This is a genomic window from Rhizobium sp. R635 (assembly GCF_002211285.1).
Taxonomy (GTDB): domain Bacteria; phylum Pseudomonadota; class Alphaproteobacteria; order Rhizobiales; family Rhizobiaceae; genus Rhizobium.
This window is the reverse complement of record NZ_LOKX01000019.1, coordinates 34,526-51,723: the sequence shown is the minus strand read 5'-3', so window position 1 is coordinate 51,723 and position 17,198 is coordinate 34,526. Positions and strand designations below refer to the sequence as shown.

Annotated in this window: 14 protein-coding genes; 4 read left to right on the top strand and 10 right to left on the bottom strand. The window is 59.5% G+C overall.

Annotation, left to right across the window (positions count from 1 at the left end):
* Positions 1-7: 7 nt before the first annotated feature.
* From ATY78_RS15680 to ATY78_RS15660, 4 genes are all read right to left on the bottom strand, one after another.
* Positions 8-1,243, bottom strand: coding sequence for an ROK family transcriptional regulator (locus ATY78_RS15680; protein WP_088683235.1), 1,236 nt, complete (start codon positions 1,241-1,243; stop codon positions 8-10).
* A gap of 43 nt (positions 1,244-1,286) precedes the next feature.
* Positions 1,287-2,129 carry a carbohydrate ABC transporter permease gene (locus tag ATY78_RS15675; protein WP_088683234.1) on the bottom strand — a complete coding sequence of 281 codons (843 nt, stop codon included), beginning with the start codon at positions 2,127-2,129 and terminating at the stop codon, positions 1,287-1,289.
* Complete coding sequence (locus ATY78_RS15670; protein ID WP_088683233.1) at positions 2,126-3,055, bottom strand: sugar ABC transporter permease; 930 nt, start codon at positions 3,053-3,055, stop codon at positions 2,126-2,128. Before ATY78_RS15670 ends, ATY78_RS15675 begins: the two co-directional genes overlap by 4 nt.
* A 188-nt stretch (positions 3,056-3,243) precedes the next feature.
* Positions 3,244-4,542, bottom strand: coding sequence for an ABC transporter substrate-binding protein (locus ATY78_RS15660; protein ID WP_088683232.1), 1,299 nt, complete (start codon positions 4,540-4,542; stop codon positions 3,244-3,246).
* 336 nt (positions 4,543-4,878) lie between these two features.
* Between ATY78_RS15660 and ATY78_RS15655 the strand changes: the two genes are divergently transcribed.
* The gene (locus ATY78_RS15655) at positions 4,879-5,925 is read left to right on the top strand and encodes a Gfo/Idh/MocA family oxidoreductase (protein WP_088683256.1); all 1,047 of its coding nucleotides are present in this window, start codon (positions 4,879-4,881) and stop codon (positions 5,923-5,925) included.
* 3 nt (positions 5,926-5,928) lie between these two features.
* Here ATY78_RS15655 and ATY78_RS15650 read toward each other — a convergent pair whose 3' ends face one another.
* A complete protein-coding gene (locus ATY78_RS15650; RefSeq protein WP_088683231.1) occupies positions 5,929-7,068 on the bottom strand; it encodes an ROK family transcriptional regulator in 1,140 nt (379 codons plus the stop codon).
* A gap of 114 nt (positions 7,069-7,182) precedes the next feature.
* Here ATY78_RS15650 and ATY78_RS15645 point away from each other — a divergent pair, with 114 nt between their 5' ends.
* On the top strand, positions 7,183-7,392 hold the full coding sequence (locus ATY78_RS15645) for a hypothetical protein (RefSeq protein ID WP_088683230.1): 210 nt from the start codon (positions 7,183-7,185) through the stop codon (positions 7,390-7,392).
* 50 nt (positions 7,393-7,442) lie between these two features.
* Positions 7,443-7,982 (top strand): hypothetical protein, encoded by a 540-nt coding sequence (locus ATY78_RS15640; RefSeq protein WP_088683229.1) that lies wholly within the window; start codon positions 7,443-7,445, stop codon positions 7,980-7,982.
* Positions 7,983-8,047: 65 nt separating this feature from the next.
* On the opposite strand, the gene ATY78_RS15635 is transcribed toward ATY78_RS15640, so the two are convergent.
* From ATY78_RS15635 to ATY78_RS15615, 5 genes are all read right to left on the bottom strand, one after another.
* The gene (locus ATY78_RS15635) at positions 8,048-8,236 is read right to left on the bottom strand and encodes a hypothetical protein (RefSeq protein ID WP_088683228.1); all 189 of its coding nucleotides are present in this window, start codon (positions 8,234-8,236) and stop codon (positions 8,048-8,050) included.
* Between the two features lie 215 nt (positions 8,237-8,451).
* The gene (locus tag ATY78_RS15630; RefSeq protein ID WP_141105645.1) at positions 8,452-9,375 is read right to left on the bottom strand and encodes a hypothetical protein; all 924 of its coding nucleotides are present in this window, start codon (positions 9,373-9,375) and stop codon (positions 8,452-8,454) included.
* Positions 9,376-9,481: 106 nt separating this feature from the next.
* Positions 9,482-10,597, bottom strand: a complete 1,116-nt coding sequence (locus tag ATY78_RS15625) for a hypothetical protein (protein WP_088683226.1) — start codon at positions 10,595-10,597, stop codon at positions 9,482-9,484.
* Between the two features lie 175 nt (positions 10,598-10,772).
* Positions 10,773-12,035, bottom strand: a complete 1,263-nt coding sequence (locus tag ATY78_RS15620; protein ID WP_088683225.1) for a phage tail tip lysozyme — start codon at positions 12,033-12,035, stop codon at positions 10,773-10,775.
* A 32-nt stretch (positions 12,036-12,067) separates the two neighbouring features.
* On the bottom strand, positions 12,068-13,147 hold the full coding sequence (locus tag ATY78_RS15615) for a hypothetical protein (protein ID WP_088683224.1): 1,080 nt from the start codon (positions 13,145-13,147) through the stop codon (positions 12,068-12,070).
* A gap of 976 nt (positions 13,148-14,123) precedes the next feature.
* On the opposite strand from ATY78_RS15615, the gene ATY78_RS15610 reads away from it, so the two are divergent.
* Positions 14,124-17,150: a glycoside hydrolase family 38 C-terminal domain-containing protein gene (locus ATY78_RS15610; protein WP_088683223.1), complete on the top strand. Its 3,027-nt coding sequence runs from the start codon at positions 14,124-14,126 to the stop codon at positions 17,148-17,150.
* Positions 17,151-17,198: the final 48 nt, after the last annotated feature.

Genomic DNA, 17,198 nt, shown 5'->3' with positions numbered 1-17,198 from the left:
GGCCGTTTCAACTGTTCAGTCGATCCATATTCTTGAGTGGCGAGCGGGTGCGTTGGGCCACATCAGCCGACGCGAGCATCAGCGCTGCCGCCATCGGCATAGCGGCCGCGCCCATGGCCGAAGCGTCCTCGCCGATCGAGGCGCGATGCAGCGAGGGCAGGTTCGTGTCCTCGGCGTCGAGATGTTCGTGCACATAGCGCAGCAATTCATCGACGATGCGGATCGGCAGCCGGCCGCCGACGAGCACGGCATCGGGATCGACGATCATGGCGATATGTTTGACCGCGACGGCCAGATGCGCGCTCATTTCCTTCAGCCATTGCGAAACGAGGCGCTTGCCGCGCGCATCGAGCGTCAGCAGATCCTGCGGGAAATGCACCTCGACGCCGTGCTTTGCCAGGAAATCATAGAGGAAGAACAGCGAGAAGATCTCGCCGAGAAGCTGGACCTTCTGCGCCCCTCCGTCACCATCGGCGATCGGAAGCCAGCCGATCTCGCCGCTGAGGCCCATGGCGCCGCGATGGCCGTTGCCGTCGAGAACGAGGCCGCCGCCCGGGCAGGCATTGACGGCTATATAGAAGAAGCTGCTGCTCTCCGCGCCGAGGCCGTAATCCAGTTCGGCAAGGGCTGCGGCATTGGCTTCGTTTTCGATGAAGACGGGATGCTGCGTCAGGTTTTCAAGCGCTGCGCGCACGTCGAATTCCGTCCATTCCTGATAGGCGTCAGGCTTGCCGAGCAGCGAGATTTCGCCCAGCCAATCCGGCATGGCCAGGCCGATGCCGGCAAGGCGCGCATCGTCGATCAGCCGGCTGCGCTGGAAATGCGAGATCGCATCTGATGTCAGCTGCATGAATTCCGCCGGCAGGATGAAGCGTTTCTCGTGGTGCACGCGGGCGCGCACGTTGCCGACGGCGTCGACGGCGAGGATCGTCAGATGATCGCGGTCGATGTTGATGCCGATCGCGAAATAGGCGTCCGGATTGATTTCGAGCTCGATCGCCGGCTGGCCCCTCAGCCCATGCCGCCGGCGGGCTTCCATGATCAGGCCCTCGTCGAGCAGACGATCGACGATGCGGGCGATCGCCGGTTTGGTGAAGCCGGTACGTCTCGCGATCTCGGCCCGCGAAATCGGCGCCTGGCGGTGGATGCAGCGGAGCACGACGGCCCTGTTGTGTTCGCCCGCGTCTTCGACATTGGCGCCCGTCAGATCGGGAGAGAGCCTGGCGCCGAGTGTCTGGTTCATGCGTTCAATCCTTCCGCATACGTGGAGAGTGAAGCAGACCTCTTCATCCCTTCACCGCGCCGCTGGTCATCGCGCCAAGGATCAGCCTCTGGAGCGACAGGAAGGCCACGATCGCCGGAACGACCGAGATCAGGCAGGCGGCGGCAAGCAGCTGGATGGACGAGTCGGTCTGCATGCCGCGGAAGTTAAAGATTCCGACGCCGATCGGCATCAGGTCATTTTTGGTGAGCAGCAGGAAAGGCACGAGGAATTGCGACCAGCCGGCAATGACCGTGATGATGAAGACGGAAGCGATGCCCGGCGCCGACAGGGGAAGGATGATGCGCCAGAAGACCGAGAAGCGGTTGCAGCCGTCGATCATCGCCGCCTCGTCGAGGCTGCGTGGAATGCCGTCGACCGTGCTTTTCAACAGCCAGGTCGCGAGCGGAACGCCGAGCGCGATATAGACCATGACGACGGCGAAATGCGTGTCCAGCAGGCCGAGGCGGTTCATGTAGCGATAGAGCGGCACCATGATGACGAGCGGCGAGATCATCTGGAAGAGCAGGAGCCCCATCATCGACAGGCCCTTGCCGCGGAACTGGAAGCGGGAGAAGGCGTAAGCCGCGGGCAACGCAACGATCAGCACGCCGAGCCCGCTCAAGGCCGCAAGCTTGAGGCCGTTCCAGAGATAGATCGGGAAATAGCTGTTGTTGAGAACGGTGATGAAATTCTGGATGGTGGGATTGTCGGGAATGTAACGCGCCGCGCCGCGATAGACCTCGCGCTTGTCACGCAGCGCCATCGACAGGAGATAGGTGAGGGGGCCGGCGAAGAAGACGAACATCACCAGCATGAAGAGATAGCTCATGGCATCGCCGAGCCGGCTTCCGGTGCGTCCGCTCATTGCTCTTCCTCCTTCGGCAGGAACGACGCATAGACGAAGGCGAGCCCGAGGCTGATGATCAGCATCAGCACGGAGAGCACGCTGCCGCCGGAGAGATCGTAGTTTCGGAACACGATGTTGAAGACGTAGAGCGAGATCACTTCGGTCGCGCGCCCCGGTCCGCCGCCCGTCAGCGTGATGATCGCATCGAAAGTGTTCACCGTCTGGATTGTGATCAGGATCATGTTGACGAGGATGGCGGCGCGCAGCTGCGGCAGCGTGACGAAGAAGAACTGCTGCGAGGCGCTGGCGCCGTCGACCTCCGCCGCTTCGTAGAGCGAGGGGTCTATCGATTTCAGCGCCGCATACATGACGACCATCGAAAAGGCCGTGCCGCGCCAGATGTTCGAGATCAGCGTCGACCAGGGCGCCATTGCCGGGTCCGAAAGCCAGGCGACGGTCGGCATGTGCATCAGCCTCAGAATGCTGTTCAGCGCACCGTAAGGCGCTTCGGAAAACAGCATCTGCCAGATGATGCCGCCTGCTATGCCCGGCACCACCCAGGCGACGAGCGCTGTCGTCCTCAGGATCGTGGTGCCGAACAACCCGCGCTTTTCGCCGCGAATGACGGTGACGGCGACCGCAAGGCCGAGGATCTGCTGGCCGATGACGCTGCCGCCGACGAAGATCAGCGTCGCCCAGAGAATGTCGGGCAGTTGCGGCGAGCTCAGCGCATTGGCGATCGAGCCCAGCGTATAATCCTGGGTGTCGCCGATCAGCGTCGCATTGGTGAAGGACAGCCGGAAAACATCGATGACGGGATAGAGGTAGAATATGCCGATGACGATGATCACGGGCATGATCCAGGGCAGCGGCGCACCGGCGAACCGGCGCATGAACGTTCTGCTTTGAGGCGGGCTGTCAGCCTCGATGGCAATAGGGCTCATTGGCTTCTCTGTCCCCGTTCGTGCGGATGGCTGCCCCTCACCCTAACCCTCTCCCCGCTCGCGGGGAGAGGGGACGTTGCCCCGCGAGAGGTGGATGGGAACGGAGAGCTTGCGGCATGTTCCCTTCTCCCCGCAAGCGGGGAGAAGGTGGCGGCAGCCGGATGAGGGGCAAGCCGCGATCCCTAACGTCACAGACGCTTGTAAGCCTCCATCGCCGCGCTGAATGCGGCGTCCAGGGCTTCTTCGGGTTTCTTCGTTCCCGAAAGCACGTCGCCCATCATGATCTGGATCTGGTTCGAGATCTCCGGATAGATCGGCACGCCCGGGCGTGCCTGGCCGTCGACCAGCGCATTGGCGAAGGTCTTGTTGGCTTCCGTCGAGAAGACCTCGTACTTGTCGAACAGCGACTTGCGGGTCGGCAATTGCTGCTGCAGGGCGTTGGCCGGTCCCATATAGACCTCGCGCGCCAGGTTGGCGCACATCTCCACCTTGTCCTTGTCCTTGCTGAAGGAGGCGATCGTCCAGCCGCCGGTTCCTGTCGATTTCTGGTCGGCGGTCGGGCCGGGGATCGGCGAGAAGGTCCAGTTCTTGAATTCCTCCTCGTCGAGCGTCGACTTCAACTGCGCATATTGCCAGTTGCCGCCGATGAAGAGCGCCGTCGTCGCGGCTGCCGCCGCCGCGTTCATGTCGTCGTAGTTGGCAATGGTGGTGACGCGCTTGGGGGCCGCGCCGGAATCGACGAGATCCTTGAAGTAGTTCAGCGCCTTCAGGAATTTCTCCTTGTTCTCGCCTTCGCCGAAGACCGGCTTGCCGCTGTCGTCGACGAGCTTGCCGCCGAGCGCCCAATAATTGGCGAGCCAGTCGAAGGTCGTGCCTTCCCATCGCCCGCCGTTGAAGAGCACGCCTTCCATGCCTTCCTTGGTGGAGGCGAGCGCAGCCTTCTTCAGGTCGTCCCAGGTGGCGGGCGCATCCGCGACGACAGACTTGTTGCGGTAGAGCACGCGAAGGTCCGTATCCCACCACCAGGCGCGCACCGTCTGGTCCTTGTCGGTGATGCCGCTGCGGATGAAGGGGAAGAGATCGTCCACTTCTTCCTTGGAGAAATAGGGCGTGAAATCGGCCAGCACCTTGTTGACCATGAACTGCGACAGCACGAAGGAATCGACGGCGGCGCAATCCGGCGCATTGCCGGCCTTGGCCTGCTCCAGCATCTTGGCCTGTTCGGTGCCGATGTCGGAGGACATGAATTGCATCTGCAATTTCCAGTCCGGATGCTTCTTGATGAAATCGACGAAGAGCTTCTGGTAGCCCTCGGCGATGGCGGGATCGGAATTGTTCGGGCTGTCGTTCGTCAGGCGGACGACGAGGGTTTTGGCCGCATCGGCAAGGCCGATCCGGTCTTTGGTGGCAAGTTCCTGGGCAAAAATCGTCGATGCTGAAAATAAGATAGTGCTCAGCGCCAATGCGCTGACGGTTGCGCTCTTCATGATGGGTCTCCTCCCCATTTTGAACGAATACAGCCTGGCGGTCGGTTGACCTCTCCTCATTTCCGTGCTGCATTAATTAGATTAAGTTACTTTGATTTGATGTCAAGCCAGAGCTTGGGAGGTTGAGATGCTGGCGACATTCAACAGCAGCTAGCGCGCGTCCCGGTTTTCGGAAGGGATACGCGCCAAATTAAAGTGATGGGACGTCCAGCAGAGACGCGCGGCGCATCGCCCCCGCAATTTTCCTGAAAAGCACGAGCGATCGCGGATGGCCGCGATGGCGAGGTTTGGTTTTGCCCGGCTGCATGCGGCCGGAAACTGTCCATGGAGGAGAAGATGCGTTTACTCATTCTCGGCACCGGCGGCATGGCTAACCAGCACGCCGCGCGCTTCAAGGCGATCGAAGGCGTCAGCGTCGTCGGCGGCGTCGATGTCGTCCCGGAGCGGCTCGCCGCTTTCTGCACCGAACACGGCATCGCCAACCATTTCACCTCGCTCGAGGAGGCGCTTGCCTGGGGCGAATTCGATGCAGTGGCGAACGTCACGCCCGACAGCATCCACCACCCGACGACGCTTCAGGCGATTGCCGCCGGCAAACATGTCTTCTGCGAAAAGCCGCTCGCCACCGATGCGGTCAAGGCGATGGAAATGACCGAGGCGATCGAGCGGGCCGGCAAGGTCGGCATGGTCAATTTCACCTACCGCAATTCGCCGGCGCTGCAGAAGGGCCGGCAGATGGTGCTCGCCGGCGAGATCGGCGCGGTGCGCCATGTCGAGGCATCGCACCTGCAAAGCTGGCTGGTCGGCCGCCACTGGGGCGACTGGAAGAGCGAAAGCAAATGGCTGTGGAGGCTGAGCAAGAAGCACGGTTCGAACGGCGCGCTCGGCGACATCGGCATCCATATCGTCGATTTCGCCTCCTACGGCTCCGGCCTCGACGTCGCCCATGTCTTCGCGCGGCTGAAAACCTTCAGCAAGGCGCCTGACGATAAGATCGGCGACTATGATCTCGACGCCAATGACAGCTTCACGATGAATGTCGATTTCACCAATGGCGCGATCGGCACGATCCAGGCGACGCGCACGGCGGCCGGCCAGATGGATCAGCTGCGCCTCCGGGTCTACGGCGAAACCGGCTCGATCGAGATGATCTACGATACCGGCAAATCGACGCTGCGCGCCTGTCTCGGCGAAGACGTGCACACCGCGACCTGGCGCGACGTGCCCTTCGATCCCGTCGAGACGAACTACCAGCGTTTCGTCCAGGCCGTGCGGGCGGGCAAGACCCAGGAGCCGTCCTTCCGCCGCGCGGCCAACATCCAGAAAGTGCTCGACAAGGCGCTCGCCTCCGATCTCAGCCACGCCGACGAGGTGCTGACTTGATCATCATGCAGAAGCCGGCGGCAGCAGCAGCGTGTTGAGGAAGGGCAGGAGGGCAGCACCCAGCGCCACGCCGCCGCCGCTGAAGCTTGCCGGCCGCATCGGCGAAATCCACGGCGTCAGCAACGGCCGGGTCGAGGTGTCGCGCCGCTCGACGGAGAGCTGGTGGATCAGCGCTTCGATCACGCCCTGCGGCAGGTCGCCGCCGATCATCACGACGCTCGGGGCGATGAAGCCGGCCATGGCGATGATCGGGTCGAGCAGATGGCCGGCCGCCTCGCGTATCCATTGCGACAGCGACGGCGAGGAGAACTCCTCGCCCTTGAGCAGGCGCGCGAAGTCCTCGTCGCCGATGCGTGAGCGCAGGGAGGAAAAACCGACGACGGTGTTGAGCTGGAGATTATCAGGCCCGGTCAGCATTTCGCCGATGCTGCCCGCCCGTCCATGCACGCCGGAATAGGGAATGCCGCGAATGAGGAAACCGGCCTGCACGTCGTCATCGATGATGATCATCGCGAGCCCGCCCTCCGGCGTCGAGCTGCCGATCGTGCGCTCGGCAAGCAGGCTCGCCGTGCACTCGTTCTCGACGTAGAGGCGCGAGATCGCCGACATCGCGGAGAGCTGCTCGCTCAGCGCATCATTCCAATCGTTGGCGGCGATCCCGAGCCCGACAATCGGCAATGTCGCATGGCGATCCGCCATGTCCCTCACCGCCGCGTGCACCGCGCCGACCCCGTCTTCCGGTTCCACGTCGAAATAGACCCGGTCATGCACCTGGCCGCTGAGATCGATCAGCACGATCTCGCCGCGCGTCCGGCGAAGCTTGACGCCGATCGAAAACGCGCCCTCCGGCCGCAGCGCGAATTCCGTGGCCGTCGCCCCGCCGCCAAGCCCGTTGCGCCGGTTCGACGTCACGAGCTTCTCTTCGGCGAGCCGCCGCAGGATATTGGTAATGCCAGGCCCGGTCAGCCCGCTATGCCGCCCCAGCTCGGTGCGCGTCAGCGGCCCATGCCGGCGGATGGCCTCCAGAATGACGCGAATATTCCGGTCGGCGATCTCCCCCGACCTCAGACCCACCGTTTTGGCGCGCGGCGCGCCCATCTCCTGCGTGTGAAGCCGACGCGGCCCTGACCGAAGATACCGCATGACTGTCTTTCCTAGAGCAACATTTCGGCTGTGTAACACGCTTGTCGGTGTTCGTAACGATTTTCCAATAGACGTGAAGCTAACTAATTCCGTTGGCTGCTTCAGGAGGTCAGAATGGCATCCATACCGACTACGGCCGAGTTGATGTCAACGATCGTTCGCTTAGAGCAGCGTTATCGTGGAGACGATAACGCTGCTCTTTTCGCCGTCTATGAAAAGCTATGCGAGCGTTTCGAAGAAGATTTGACGGAGGAGCGCGATGTCCTGCTCAGCAAGGCGGCTGCATTGATGGTGATAAAATACTGGGTCGAGCAGGCGTCATGAAATGGTTTTCTCATCTGAAACGAGACCTAACCTAAAGATCGATTTCAAACATGACCGATGAACATTCTCCCGCCGCCGGCGACCCGAACACCACCCAGCCAATTCTGGTATTGCGAGGAAGCGTCAGAGCGCTCTTCATGGTCCTTGGCGTCATGGCACTCATTTTCGTCTACCTCGCACTGATCGCCCTTGGGCAGATCGAAATGAGCAGACCTACGAGCGGTGTCGGAGAGGGCCTGTTCGCGATCGTGTTCCTCGGCGTCATCGTTTATGTTGCGCTAAAGGCTCGGCAAGTGGACTTCACGAAGCCCACAATGGTGATCGGGCCCGACGGCATCGCTGGTCAAAGGCTGCCGAAGCTCATCCCTTGGTCAATGATCGAACGGGTCGATATCCCAGAGACCGGGCAGGCGGGATTTATCTATCTGACTGTGAGCAAGGAGGCTGAACCGGAGATGCTTGAACAGTTGCGCAAGCGGCAGCCTCTTGAAAGGACCGTCGCGATACCGCACAAATGGGTGTCGGGGTTCAGTTCAAGCGAAGTCAAGGACATCGTGTATCGCTATTTTGAACGCTCACGACAGAGCTGAGGCGGGATGAAATTTCCGCTTCCGACAGATCATCTCCTGAGCTCGCCGTCGAGCAGCCGTTCCCTCTAATAGCTGCAAGGACGATCGTTGCCGAATCCGGAGCGGCAGGCCGGCCGGAGCGAAAAGTCGGCACTGCCATATCCGACCGAACCGGTCTGAACCCGATCGCTTGAGCTCGTCGTGCAGGATGATAACGACACGGCAACCGCGATGACGGTCGCCACGGCTGCCAATGATTTGCGAATCTGAAGCATCCCACCCTCCCCATCGATGCCCGCGTAATTGCTGGGAAATAGGGCCGATGCGGCGATCCGGTAACTGTCGTTGCCGATCAAGATTTCGTTATTCTTTGAAAGGCCAGTCCGTAGTCCAAAGCAATCATATTTGTCAGGGCACATCTCAAGAGAGCGTTGTCTACAAAGAAGTTCAATCCGCAACCGAATTGAGCAGAATGCTGCTTGACTAGATTTTAACCACCAAGCGCTTTCCCCCAATTCTTAAGCCCGAGCAGCAGCGCAAAAAAAATCGCAATACCCAAGGCCACATGGTCGCCCAATTTGCTGATGATCTGGATAGGAACGGTGTCGATAAGTCGTCGGAGCAAACTGTCCCGCACCCCGCTGGCTTTGAATACCTTAAAGCCCAGGCGTTGCAACTCGCAATAGGCGGAAAATGGATCGGAAGGATCGCCGAGCCATCTCCCGCCTGTCAGCTTTTTGATCTCATCCCAGTTCGGATTATTGGGAGCCATGTATGTAGCGCATTCCTCGCAAACATGGCCGATCAGCACGCCGTTTCGGGTGTTCTCCAATATATCATTGTAGTCAAAGATGCATCCTCGCGAAGGCATATGGGAGCGAGGGGCACCAAACGCCTCGGCAATGCCCTGCTTTATGCACATGTCGACGATGAATTCGAGTAGAGATGGCGGCGCGAAGTATCTCCTCCACGAACCGACCATCATGGTCCGTATTTTGTCGCCGGGTTTGAAAAGATATACCCCGCTTTCTAACTCGCAGTTGCAAAGTGCCAAGTATCGGTCGCAGGGAGTCTGGGGTATGTTCTTGAACAATTCTGATGGCCGCTGCACAATTTCTGCCTCGAAAGACATTATGGCTTGCTTGATGTACGAAGTCCGCACGACACCGCCGTAGCGTGTGCGAGCAACAAACTCGTGGTCCTCAGGAACGTCATACACAATTTCGTATTCGACGAATGATTGAGCAGTGTTGAGTTTCAAAATTGCGTATCGCAGCGCCTTACTATCGTATTCTCCAAGGCAAGCGACGATCACTCCAACTCTTGGCTTTTTCCGATTCAAAGGTGGCGACTTCTGTTTGTCACTCGTCACCGAGGATGTCGTCTCAGTCAAATTGCTTTGCTTCTTGGTCACTCCGCAACCTCCTCTTATCTCGGAATAGACTGGAAATGTCCTCAAAGCGTTCATTCGACTGGCTCTTTCCTACGCCAAACGCTTTCGGCGGACCTGTCAAATTCCGTCAGCTGACCTGGACCTTTTCCGGTTTTTTTCCAGCGCCGCGGACGTTCATGAATTTTGACAGTGTGTCGAACCAGAACGGTGCTCCCAGTGACAGCGCCACGGCCGTAAATAGCCAGCCTATAATCTTGCTGAACATGAGCGGCATGTCGTGGAGGATTGCAGTGAGGTTTCGAGACGAGTCCTTGGCACTCTCCACGGGCGCAGCGGTGGTCCAACCAATGGGGAAGGGACGAGCGGCCGACAAAGCATCGTTCATCGTACGGAGTTGGCAATTCAAATCTGACGCCGCCTGTTTCCCGGCATCCTCAGGCGTCGTCTTTCCCCCGCTATCAGAAGCCCCGCTAGCAGCGGGTGTCTGACCTTCGATATCCTGTTTGGGAGAAGTAGATGCGGCATCCTGCTTGCCAGGATCGGCAGGTGATTTTTGCCCATCCCCGACAGGGCAGGAGACTGGTTTGTCGTTTACATAACTCTCAGCCGCGCTGGCGAGCTGCTGGCGAAGCGCTTGGTCTTTCCAGAGCCTCGTTGCTACATCGACGCTATCGACATTTAAAAGGATGGCGATAAATAGTCCGACGCCGAAGGAAATCCATTTGAGTTGACGCTTGTACTCGCCGCTCAATCGATCCATCGCATTATCAAACCAGGACGCCACTTCATCTCGCAATGCGGTCATATCTTTCGCGCCAGCAGTCAACGCAGCTGATAAGACGTCCTTGATTCCACCTGGAAGATTCGCTGATTTCAGGCTTTGCTCAATGTCTGTGACGGCTGGCACCGGCTTGTCCGGATCTAGACTCCCCAGAAGGGCCATCGCGAAACTCCGGCTATCCATATAGGACGAGTGTCCGTATTTCGTCGGAACACCTGCGACCGGGGCTTTTTTCCATTGAGACGCCGAAATAGCGCCTTTGACGAGACCATTTGCGTAGAACCTGTCGATCAAATCCTGGTTTTCAAGGATTTTGGCGACGCTGACGCTGAGGGAACGACTTCTCAATTTGAGAAGCGTTGCGATGGATTCACATAAGGAGGTGCAAACCAAGCTGATTAAGAGGTACAGAAAAATTAGGCTGACTACGATATCCAGGATGCCGTTGAATGATAGTCCCATCGTATCCCCCAGTCATTATGTCGACGTTTGCCAGGATGCCTGCTCAAAGCAGATGCATGAGTCGCGGTCCGGATAGTTTCGGCGAGCTGTGATCTGCTTTGCTCTCGGTCATCGCGCCTGGAATGCTTGCGAACCCCTTCAAACCCTCGATGGCGGCAGCCGTAACGGACGAGCCTCAAGCGATAAGCGTCTGAGCGATCTTAAAACGCTTCTCAGTCTCTCCTGGCTTGTCCGCAGGCTTCTCGAAGTTGAAGACAAAGATCTCGACTGCCTCATGCAGATTGGCAGTAGCCAAGAAGCGGGCACGGCTTTTCTTCAGGTAAGGCTTCTGGATCTCATCCAGCATGATCTCGATATTTCGATCGGGATCCAGAAGCTCTGCGTCGCTATGACCAGTGCCAACGCCGCCGTTCTGATTCAATTGAAAAAGACCGAAGCTCCGCTCTCCGCGCAGGTTGGTGCTTGAAGGATCCAGCTTGGATTCCCGTATAGCATTTGCGATAGCCGCAATCTGCTGCAGGGTTCCGTATCCTCGCACTGCGAACTTCTCCGCGATCTTCCGTGCGATTGGTTCGCGGGACTTCGGGATCTTGGGCGACGAGAAGTTGATGTCACCGACGGCCGTCGGGGCGAGGTCCGTCAGTTGACGCAGCTTCTTCATGAAGAGCTCGATTTGTTCGCTGATGATGACGTCCACCGATGTGAAGCTTTCATTGAGCTTCGCTTCGATGACTGCCAACATATCTTTGACCGTCGAACCTGTGAGAAGTGCTGCGTCTCGGTTCGTGAGGTTCGAAAGGTCGATACGATCGGTCTGGGCCTGGGCAGGCGTAATGGCTTTAACGAGTGCGGCGGCGTTTTGCTCGTCGTTGCCAAGAGCCTGGCGAGCCGCGATGAGGCCAACGGTTTGGGCGAGCAGGAGCTTGACCATCGATATATCAGTCCCCAGCGCATCACTTAGGGCATCTGCCATCTGAGCTGCCATGATCGCAAAGAGGGTACATTGCGCCCGCCAATCGCGGATCTCAGGTAGGCCATAGGCGATCTCATACTCAGGATGGCTGGCGTTCAGGATCCATTCTTGATCGGTGAACGCGAACAGCCCGCTGGTCTGTAGGCCCTGCACGTCGATAATGTTTGTACGCATCTGTGCGATGGTCATCAGGTAATAGGCATTGCCGCCGTAATTTGCGGCCAGTTCCACGCATTCCGCGGCTACGAGAAGCTTGTCGAGAGGGCCGATGGTGTCGCTGGTCTTATCGATGGCCTCGTCTACTACCCATCCTTTCTCGCCTGTCGCGTCGATAAGGATTTCAGTGAACGGAAGCTTTTTGTCGTCCAGAACCGTAACCTTGGTGCCGGCCGGGACCGATCTCAAGACTGTCGCATCGAGCGACGGTTTATCCCTCAGTACACGAGCGACTTTCATCACAGCCATCGGAATGTTCCCTGGTCGGTTTCAAGTTTGGGCTATTGACTAAGTTTGCCAACAGAGTAGGCGTCAGGGACACCCCGTTCCGCGCACGTCTTTCCTGGGCTTAGTTCAGCGGTAGCCTTCAAAAGCCGGATGTCTGATTCATTGATGCCGCCGGCGGCCAGCACGTCGTTTCTATTATCGCCCCGGCCTTTGTAGAAATCCCGAATTGCTTGACGCGTGGTTGGCCCGAGTGCCCCATCGGCGGGAGCAACGCAAAGAAGGGTTTGAATTGTGCTCCAAGTAACCGGGCCAACTAAGTCTTCCGCCGTCGATTTTTTTGCGGCGCGCCCCCCGGGAAGCGGCCCGGTCACGCTGGGAGGTCGTTCAAATGCGGGAGGCGGCGGCAAATTACCCTCGCTGGCGATCCTGAGGTCGACCCCAGAGCCGCTGGTGGTGGGGCTGGCAACAGCGACTGCCGAGCCGACATGCTCGACAAGTTCACCTTCGATCGTCGCCGGAAGGCACAGGTCAAGATATCCGCGGACATAGCCGTAGGCGGCAGGGGCGCTATCAATGCTGCTCTTTTGCTTCGCGGTGCCATCGCGATACGCGCGAGTGAGTTCACCCACGAACTTTTTCGTCGTTGCGGGAGGGAGTTCATAAAGATATGTGCCCGCGACGACGTCAGTAAGGTTTGACGCCAACCCAAAGGCCTGTGCCACGACGGTCATCGAGAGCTGAGTGGCACCCGTGACGCCAAGAATTGCATTTGTCGTCTGTCCAAAAGCGGATATCCCAGACTTCGTAGCTTCGCGTTGGCGGTTCAGCCTGAAGAGCGAGTCAAAATAGGTGGAGCACCGGTCGTCGACGTAGTTGAAGCCTGCCAAGGTTACGTCATACCAATTCGGCGTTCCGCCATAAGCATACTCAGCGTCTGCTCGAAGCGAGTTCATGATGCTTCGGCGGTCCACGGATTTTTTGGCAACATCACCTGCATTGAGGGTAGGCTCGACAGCCACGGGCGCCGTCGCAGTACAGGAAGTAACCAAGCCGGCGACAATCAGAGTTACGACGAGGTGAAGCCGCGTCCTGATGTGTTTACTTCCTGTCTTGAACCCAACTGATATTTCCATAAGCTACCCTCTGAGGCGCAGGTGTTCCGCTTGCGGAGGTAACAATATCCGCGATCTGTAATAGAGACCGTTTGTATAAAATTCCCACGGTAATTTAAGTCGTGCCAATGACAAGCAATGCCTGCACAGCTACGCCACGGTGTACGGCTGTGGATGAAAGCAATATCAGTGTGTATTTCCCTCTTTTTGGACGGTATTACACGATATAGTTGATTGCAAGATCAAAAAAAGCAATAGCGGCGATAATGAGGAAGATATCAAGATTCTGCATTCCGAAAATATTCTATGATGAGATGATTTTTATTTTCGAAAAGGAATCCGTGTTGTGTCGGAGGCAATTGATGCGCCCATAGAGTAAGCCAAATTCGGATCATCGTAATCCTCTTCTCAGGAGGTATCATCATTTGGCGGGCAGTTTCATTGAACTTCTTCTGCGCGACAACCAAGCATCTAAATAGCCAATTTGAGTGATGACCTTGCGAGCTTTTGCTCGAAGAACTCGACTCTGTCGCTTATCTCTAGGCCGAAGCATACGAGGGTTTTCGACGGCTTTCACGCCTGCGGGGAAGAGTCTTGCTGCGTTCAACCCCCTGCGATCCGCCGCGCCTTCGGCCGCGTTCTAGACGTTTGCTGGCCCAACCGTTGAACGGCGATCTTCAGCTTTCTGGACTGCCAGCTCGGCTATGCGACGTGCCATCGACGCCTCAGCCGCGAGCCTGAGGTGCGCCGAGGAATGCGGTAAGCGGCACTTCTGGAACAAAGCAGAGGCAAAATGGAAAACACTTTGGGGCATCGTCGTATCCGCCCCGCGATGACTCTCTTCCGCACTTGACGCCAAATCAAAGTTACTTAATCTAAGCGTCAGCCGGACCCGCTGGGAGGAGGGGTCGGCATTTGCGATCCCTGTCGCACCATCTTCATCTCCCAAAGCCATGATTCCGGATCGCGCGCCGCCGATTTTTGAACAGGATAAGCCATGCCGCTCACCATTGCCCAACGCCTCGACAGCCTGAAGGTCCGTATCGCCGAGCTCGCGCATTGGCGGGACCGGTACAGCAGCCCGATCGACGGCTGGACCTTCGAGGGCGAGCCGATCGCCCATCATCAGGATTGGCCGCATCGCCAGGGCGTGGTGCATTTTGCCGTCAGCGCCGAGGCGCCGGCGAACTGGCCGCTCGAAGATATCCGCCTGCAGCTCGATCTCGGCGGCGAGAGCCTGATCACGCTGAGCTACCCCGGCGGCGAGAGTGAAACATTCGGTCTCGATCCCTATCATCAGGAATTCCCGGTCAAAGGCCGCCGGTTCTCGATTGCGACGGAAAGCGTCGCCCGCTTTCCGTTCGGCGAGCCGAACCGGGCGCCACGGCTGAACAAGGCCCGGTTTATCTGGCTAGACGGCCCTGCTCATCGCCTGCATCTTCTGTTGAAACAGGTTGTCGAGGCGATCGGCGTACTCGGCGAGCATGAGGTCGTGCCGCATCTGATCGATGCCGCCGAGCAGGCCCTGCGCAGCCTGGACTGGCCGTCGGATACGGCGGCTTACATCTCCCGCACATCAGGCGCCGTGATGCAGCAGAAGATCTGGGAGCTGCCAGAGCTCGAGGCCAACCCGGCGGGCCTCTCCGACGAGCAGAGCGCTTCGGCGGCTTCCGCTTTCGAGGCGCTGACGGCGCGGTTGAAGGAGCTGCAGAAGCGCTTCCCCCCGAATGGCGAACTGCTGCTGACCGGTCATGCGCATATCGACCTTGCCTGGCTCTGGCCCTATCGCGAGACGCGGCGGAAGATGCGGCGCACCTTCAATACGGCGCTGTCGCTGATGGAGCGCTCCGACGATTTCCGCTTCAACCAGTCGACCGCCCACTATTACGCGCAGATGGAAGAGGAAGATCCGGAGCTTCTCGACCGCATCAAGGAGAAGGTCGCGGAAGGAAAGTGGGAAACCGTCGGCGGCATGTGGGTGGAGCCCGACACCAATATGCCCACGGGCGAAAGCCTCGTCCGCCAGGTTCTCTACGGCCAGCGTTATTTCGAAAAGACCTTCGGCGCGCGCCATACGGTGTGCTGGCTGCCGGATTGCTTCGGTTTTTCCGGCGCCCTGCCGCAGATCCTGAGACAGGGCGGCATCGACAGCTTCTTCACGATCAAGGTCAACTGGAGCGAGACCAACCACATCCCCTCCGATCTCTTCTGGTGGAAGGGCCTCGATGGCAGCCAGGTGCTGACCCACACCTTCGACAATCCGATGCAGGGATATAACGGCTTCGTGCAGGCCGACTGCTATGTGCCGACATGGAAGAATTTCCGCGGCAAGGTGCAGCACGATACCTCGCTTCTCGCCGTCGGCTATGGCGACGGCGGCGGCGGCGTGACGCCTGAAATGGTGGAGCGGGAAGTGCAGCTGCGCGATTTTCCGGCGATCCCGCAGGCCCGTTGGGGCACCGTCAAAAGCTTCTACGAGCGGGCGCACAAAACCGCTTCGGAGAAGAAGCTTCCCGTCTGGGACGGCGAAATCTATCTCGAACTGCACCGCGCCACGCTGACGACGCAAAGCGGCGTCAAGCGCAAGCACCGCCAGGCCGAACGCGCGCTGATCACCGCCGAGACCCTCGCGTCGCTCGCCCATCTGCTCGGCGCCGAAAAGCCGCAAAGCCTGGAGGCGGACTGGCGCGTGGTGCTGAAGAACGAGTTCCACGACATCCTGCCGGGTTCGAGCATCCGCGAAGTCTATCAGGATGCGGAGCAGGAGCTCGGCGGCGTCATCGACCATGCCAAGGCCGAGCAGGCCAAGGCCTTGCTGGCGCTGTCAGCCAATCTGCCGAAGGGCGGGGTCGCTGACGCCCTCATCGTCGTCAATCCGTCGCTTGCGGCCCGCCCGGTGAACGCCAGGCTGGCAGACGGCACGGCGCTTTCGGCCGCCGAGATCGTCGCTCCCTTGTCGGTCGCCGTCTTCGACAGGCAGGCGCTGAAGCCGGCGGGCGGGCTGAAGGCCGGCGCCGATCGCCTCGAAAACGATTACCTCTCGGTCGTCATCGGCAGGGACGGCGCCGTTGCCAGCCTCATCCACAAGGCGAGCGGCCGCGAAGCGGTCGCCGGCTCCGCCAACCAGCTCTGGGTCTATCCGGCCGACAAGCCGCGCAACTGGGACGCCTGGGACGTCGATGCCGACTATGCAGAAAAGGGCATCCGTCTCGAAGCGCCTGAGAGCATCAGCCTCGTCGAAAGCGGCCCGCACCGCGCGGCGATCCGCGTCGTCCACCGCTACCGGCATTCGAGCGTCACGCAGACCTATGTGCTGACCGCCAATGCCAAGCGGCTCGACATCGAAACGACGATCGACTGGCACGACCGCCGCACCCTGCTGCGCACCGTCAACCCGGTCGACGTGCAGGCGCGCAAGGCAACCTTCGAATGCGCCTACGGCGTGGTCGAGCGGGCGACGCACACGAACACCTCCTGGGAACAGGCGATGTTCGAGGCCGCCGCCCATCGCTTCGTCGATATCAGCGAGCCGGGCTTCGGCGTGGCCCTCCTCAACAATGCCAAATATGGCCATAGCGCCCGCGGCAATGTGATCGGCATGAGCCTGGTGCGCGGGCCGGTCTACCCCGATCCGCTGGCCGATGAGGGCGAGCAGAGCTTCACCTATGCGCTGATGCCGCATGAAGGCGCCTGGCATGACGGCGGCGTGCTCGACGAGGCGCTCGATCTCAACCAGCCGCTGGTGACGGCCGAAGCGAGCGGCCTCTCCGCCGGCAGTTTCGCACCGCTTGAAGTCGCAGGCACCCCCGTCGCCTTCTCGGGCCTGAAGCCCGCGGAAGAGGGCGAAGGCCTCATCCTGCGCCTCTACGAACCGGCCGGCCGCCGCGGCCGCCTGTCCCTTACCCTACCTTCCGGATGGAGCGCGTCGCAGCCGCTCAGCATTCTCGAAGAGCCGATGGAGCGCAAAGGCCCCGCCGATATCATGCCCTTCGAAATCAGGACCTGGAGGCTGCGGAAGGGCTGACATTCCTTTCTTGGGGATCACGCTCCGCCGCTACAGATAAAATGGGAC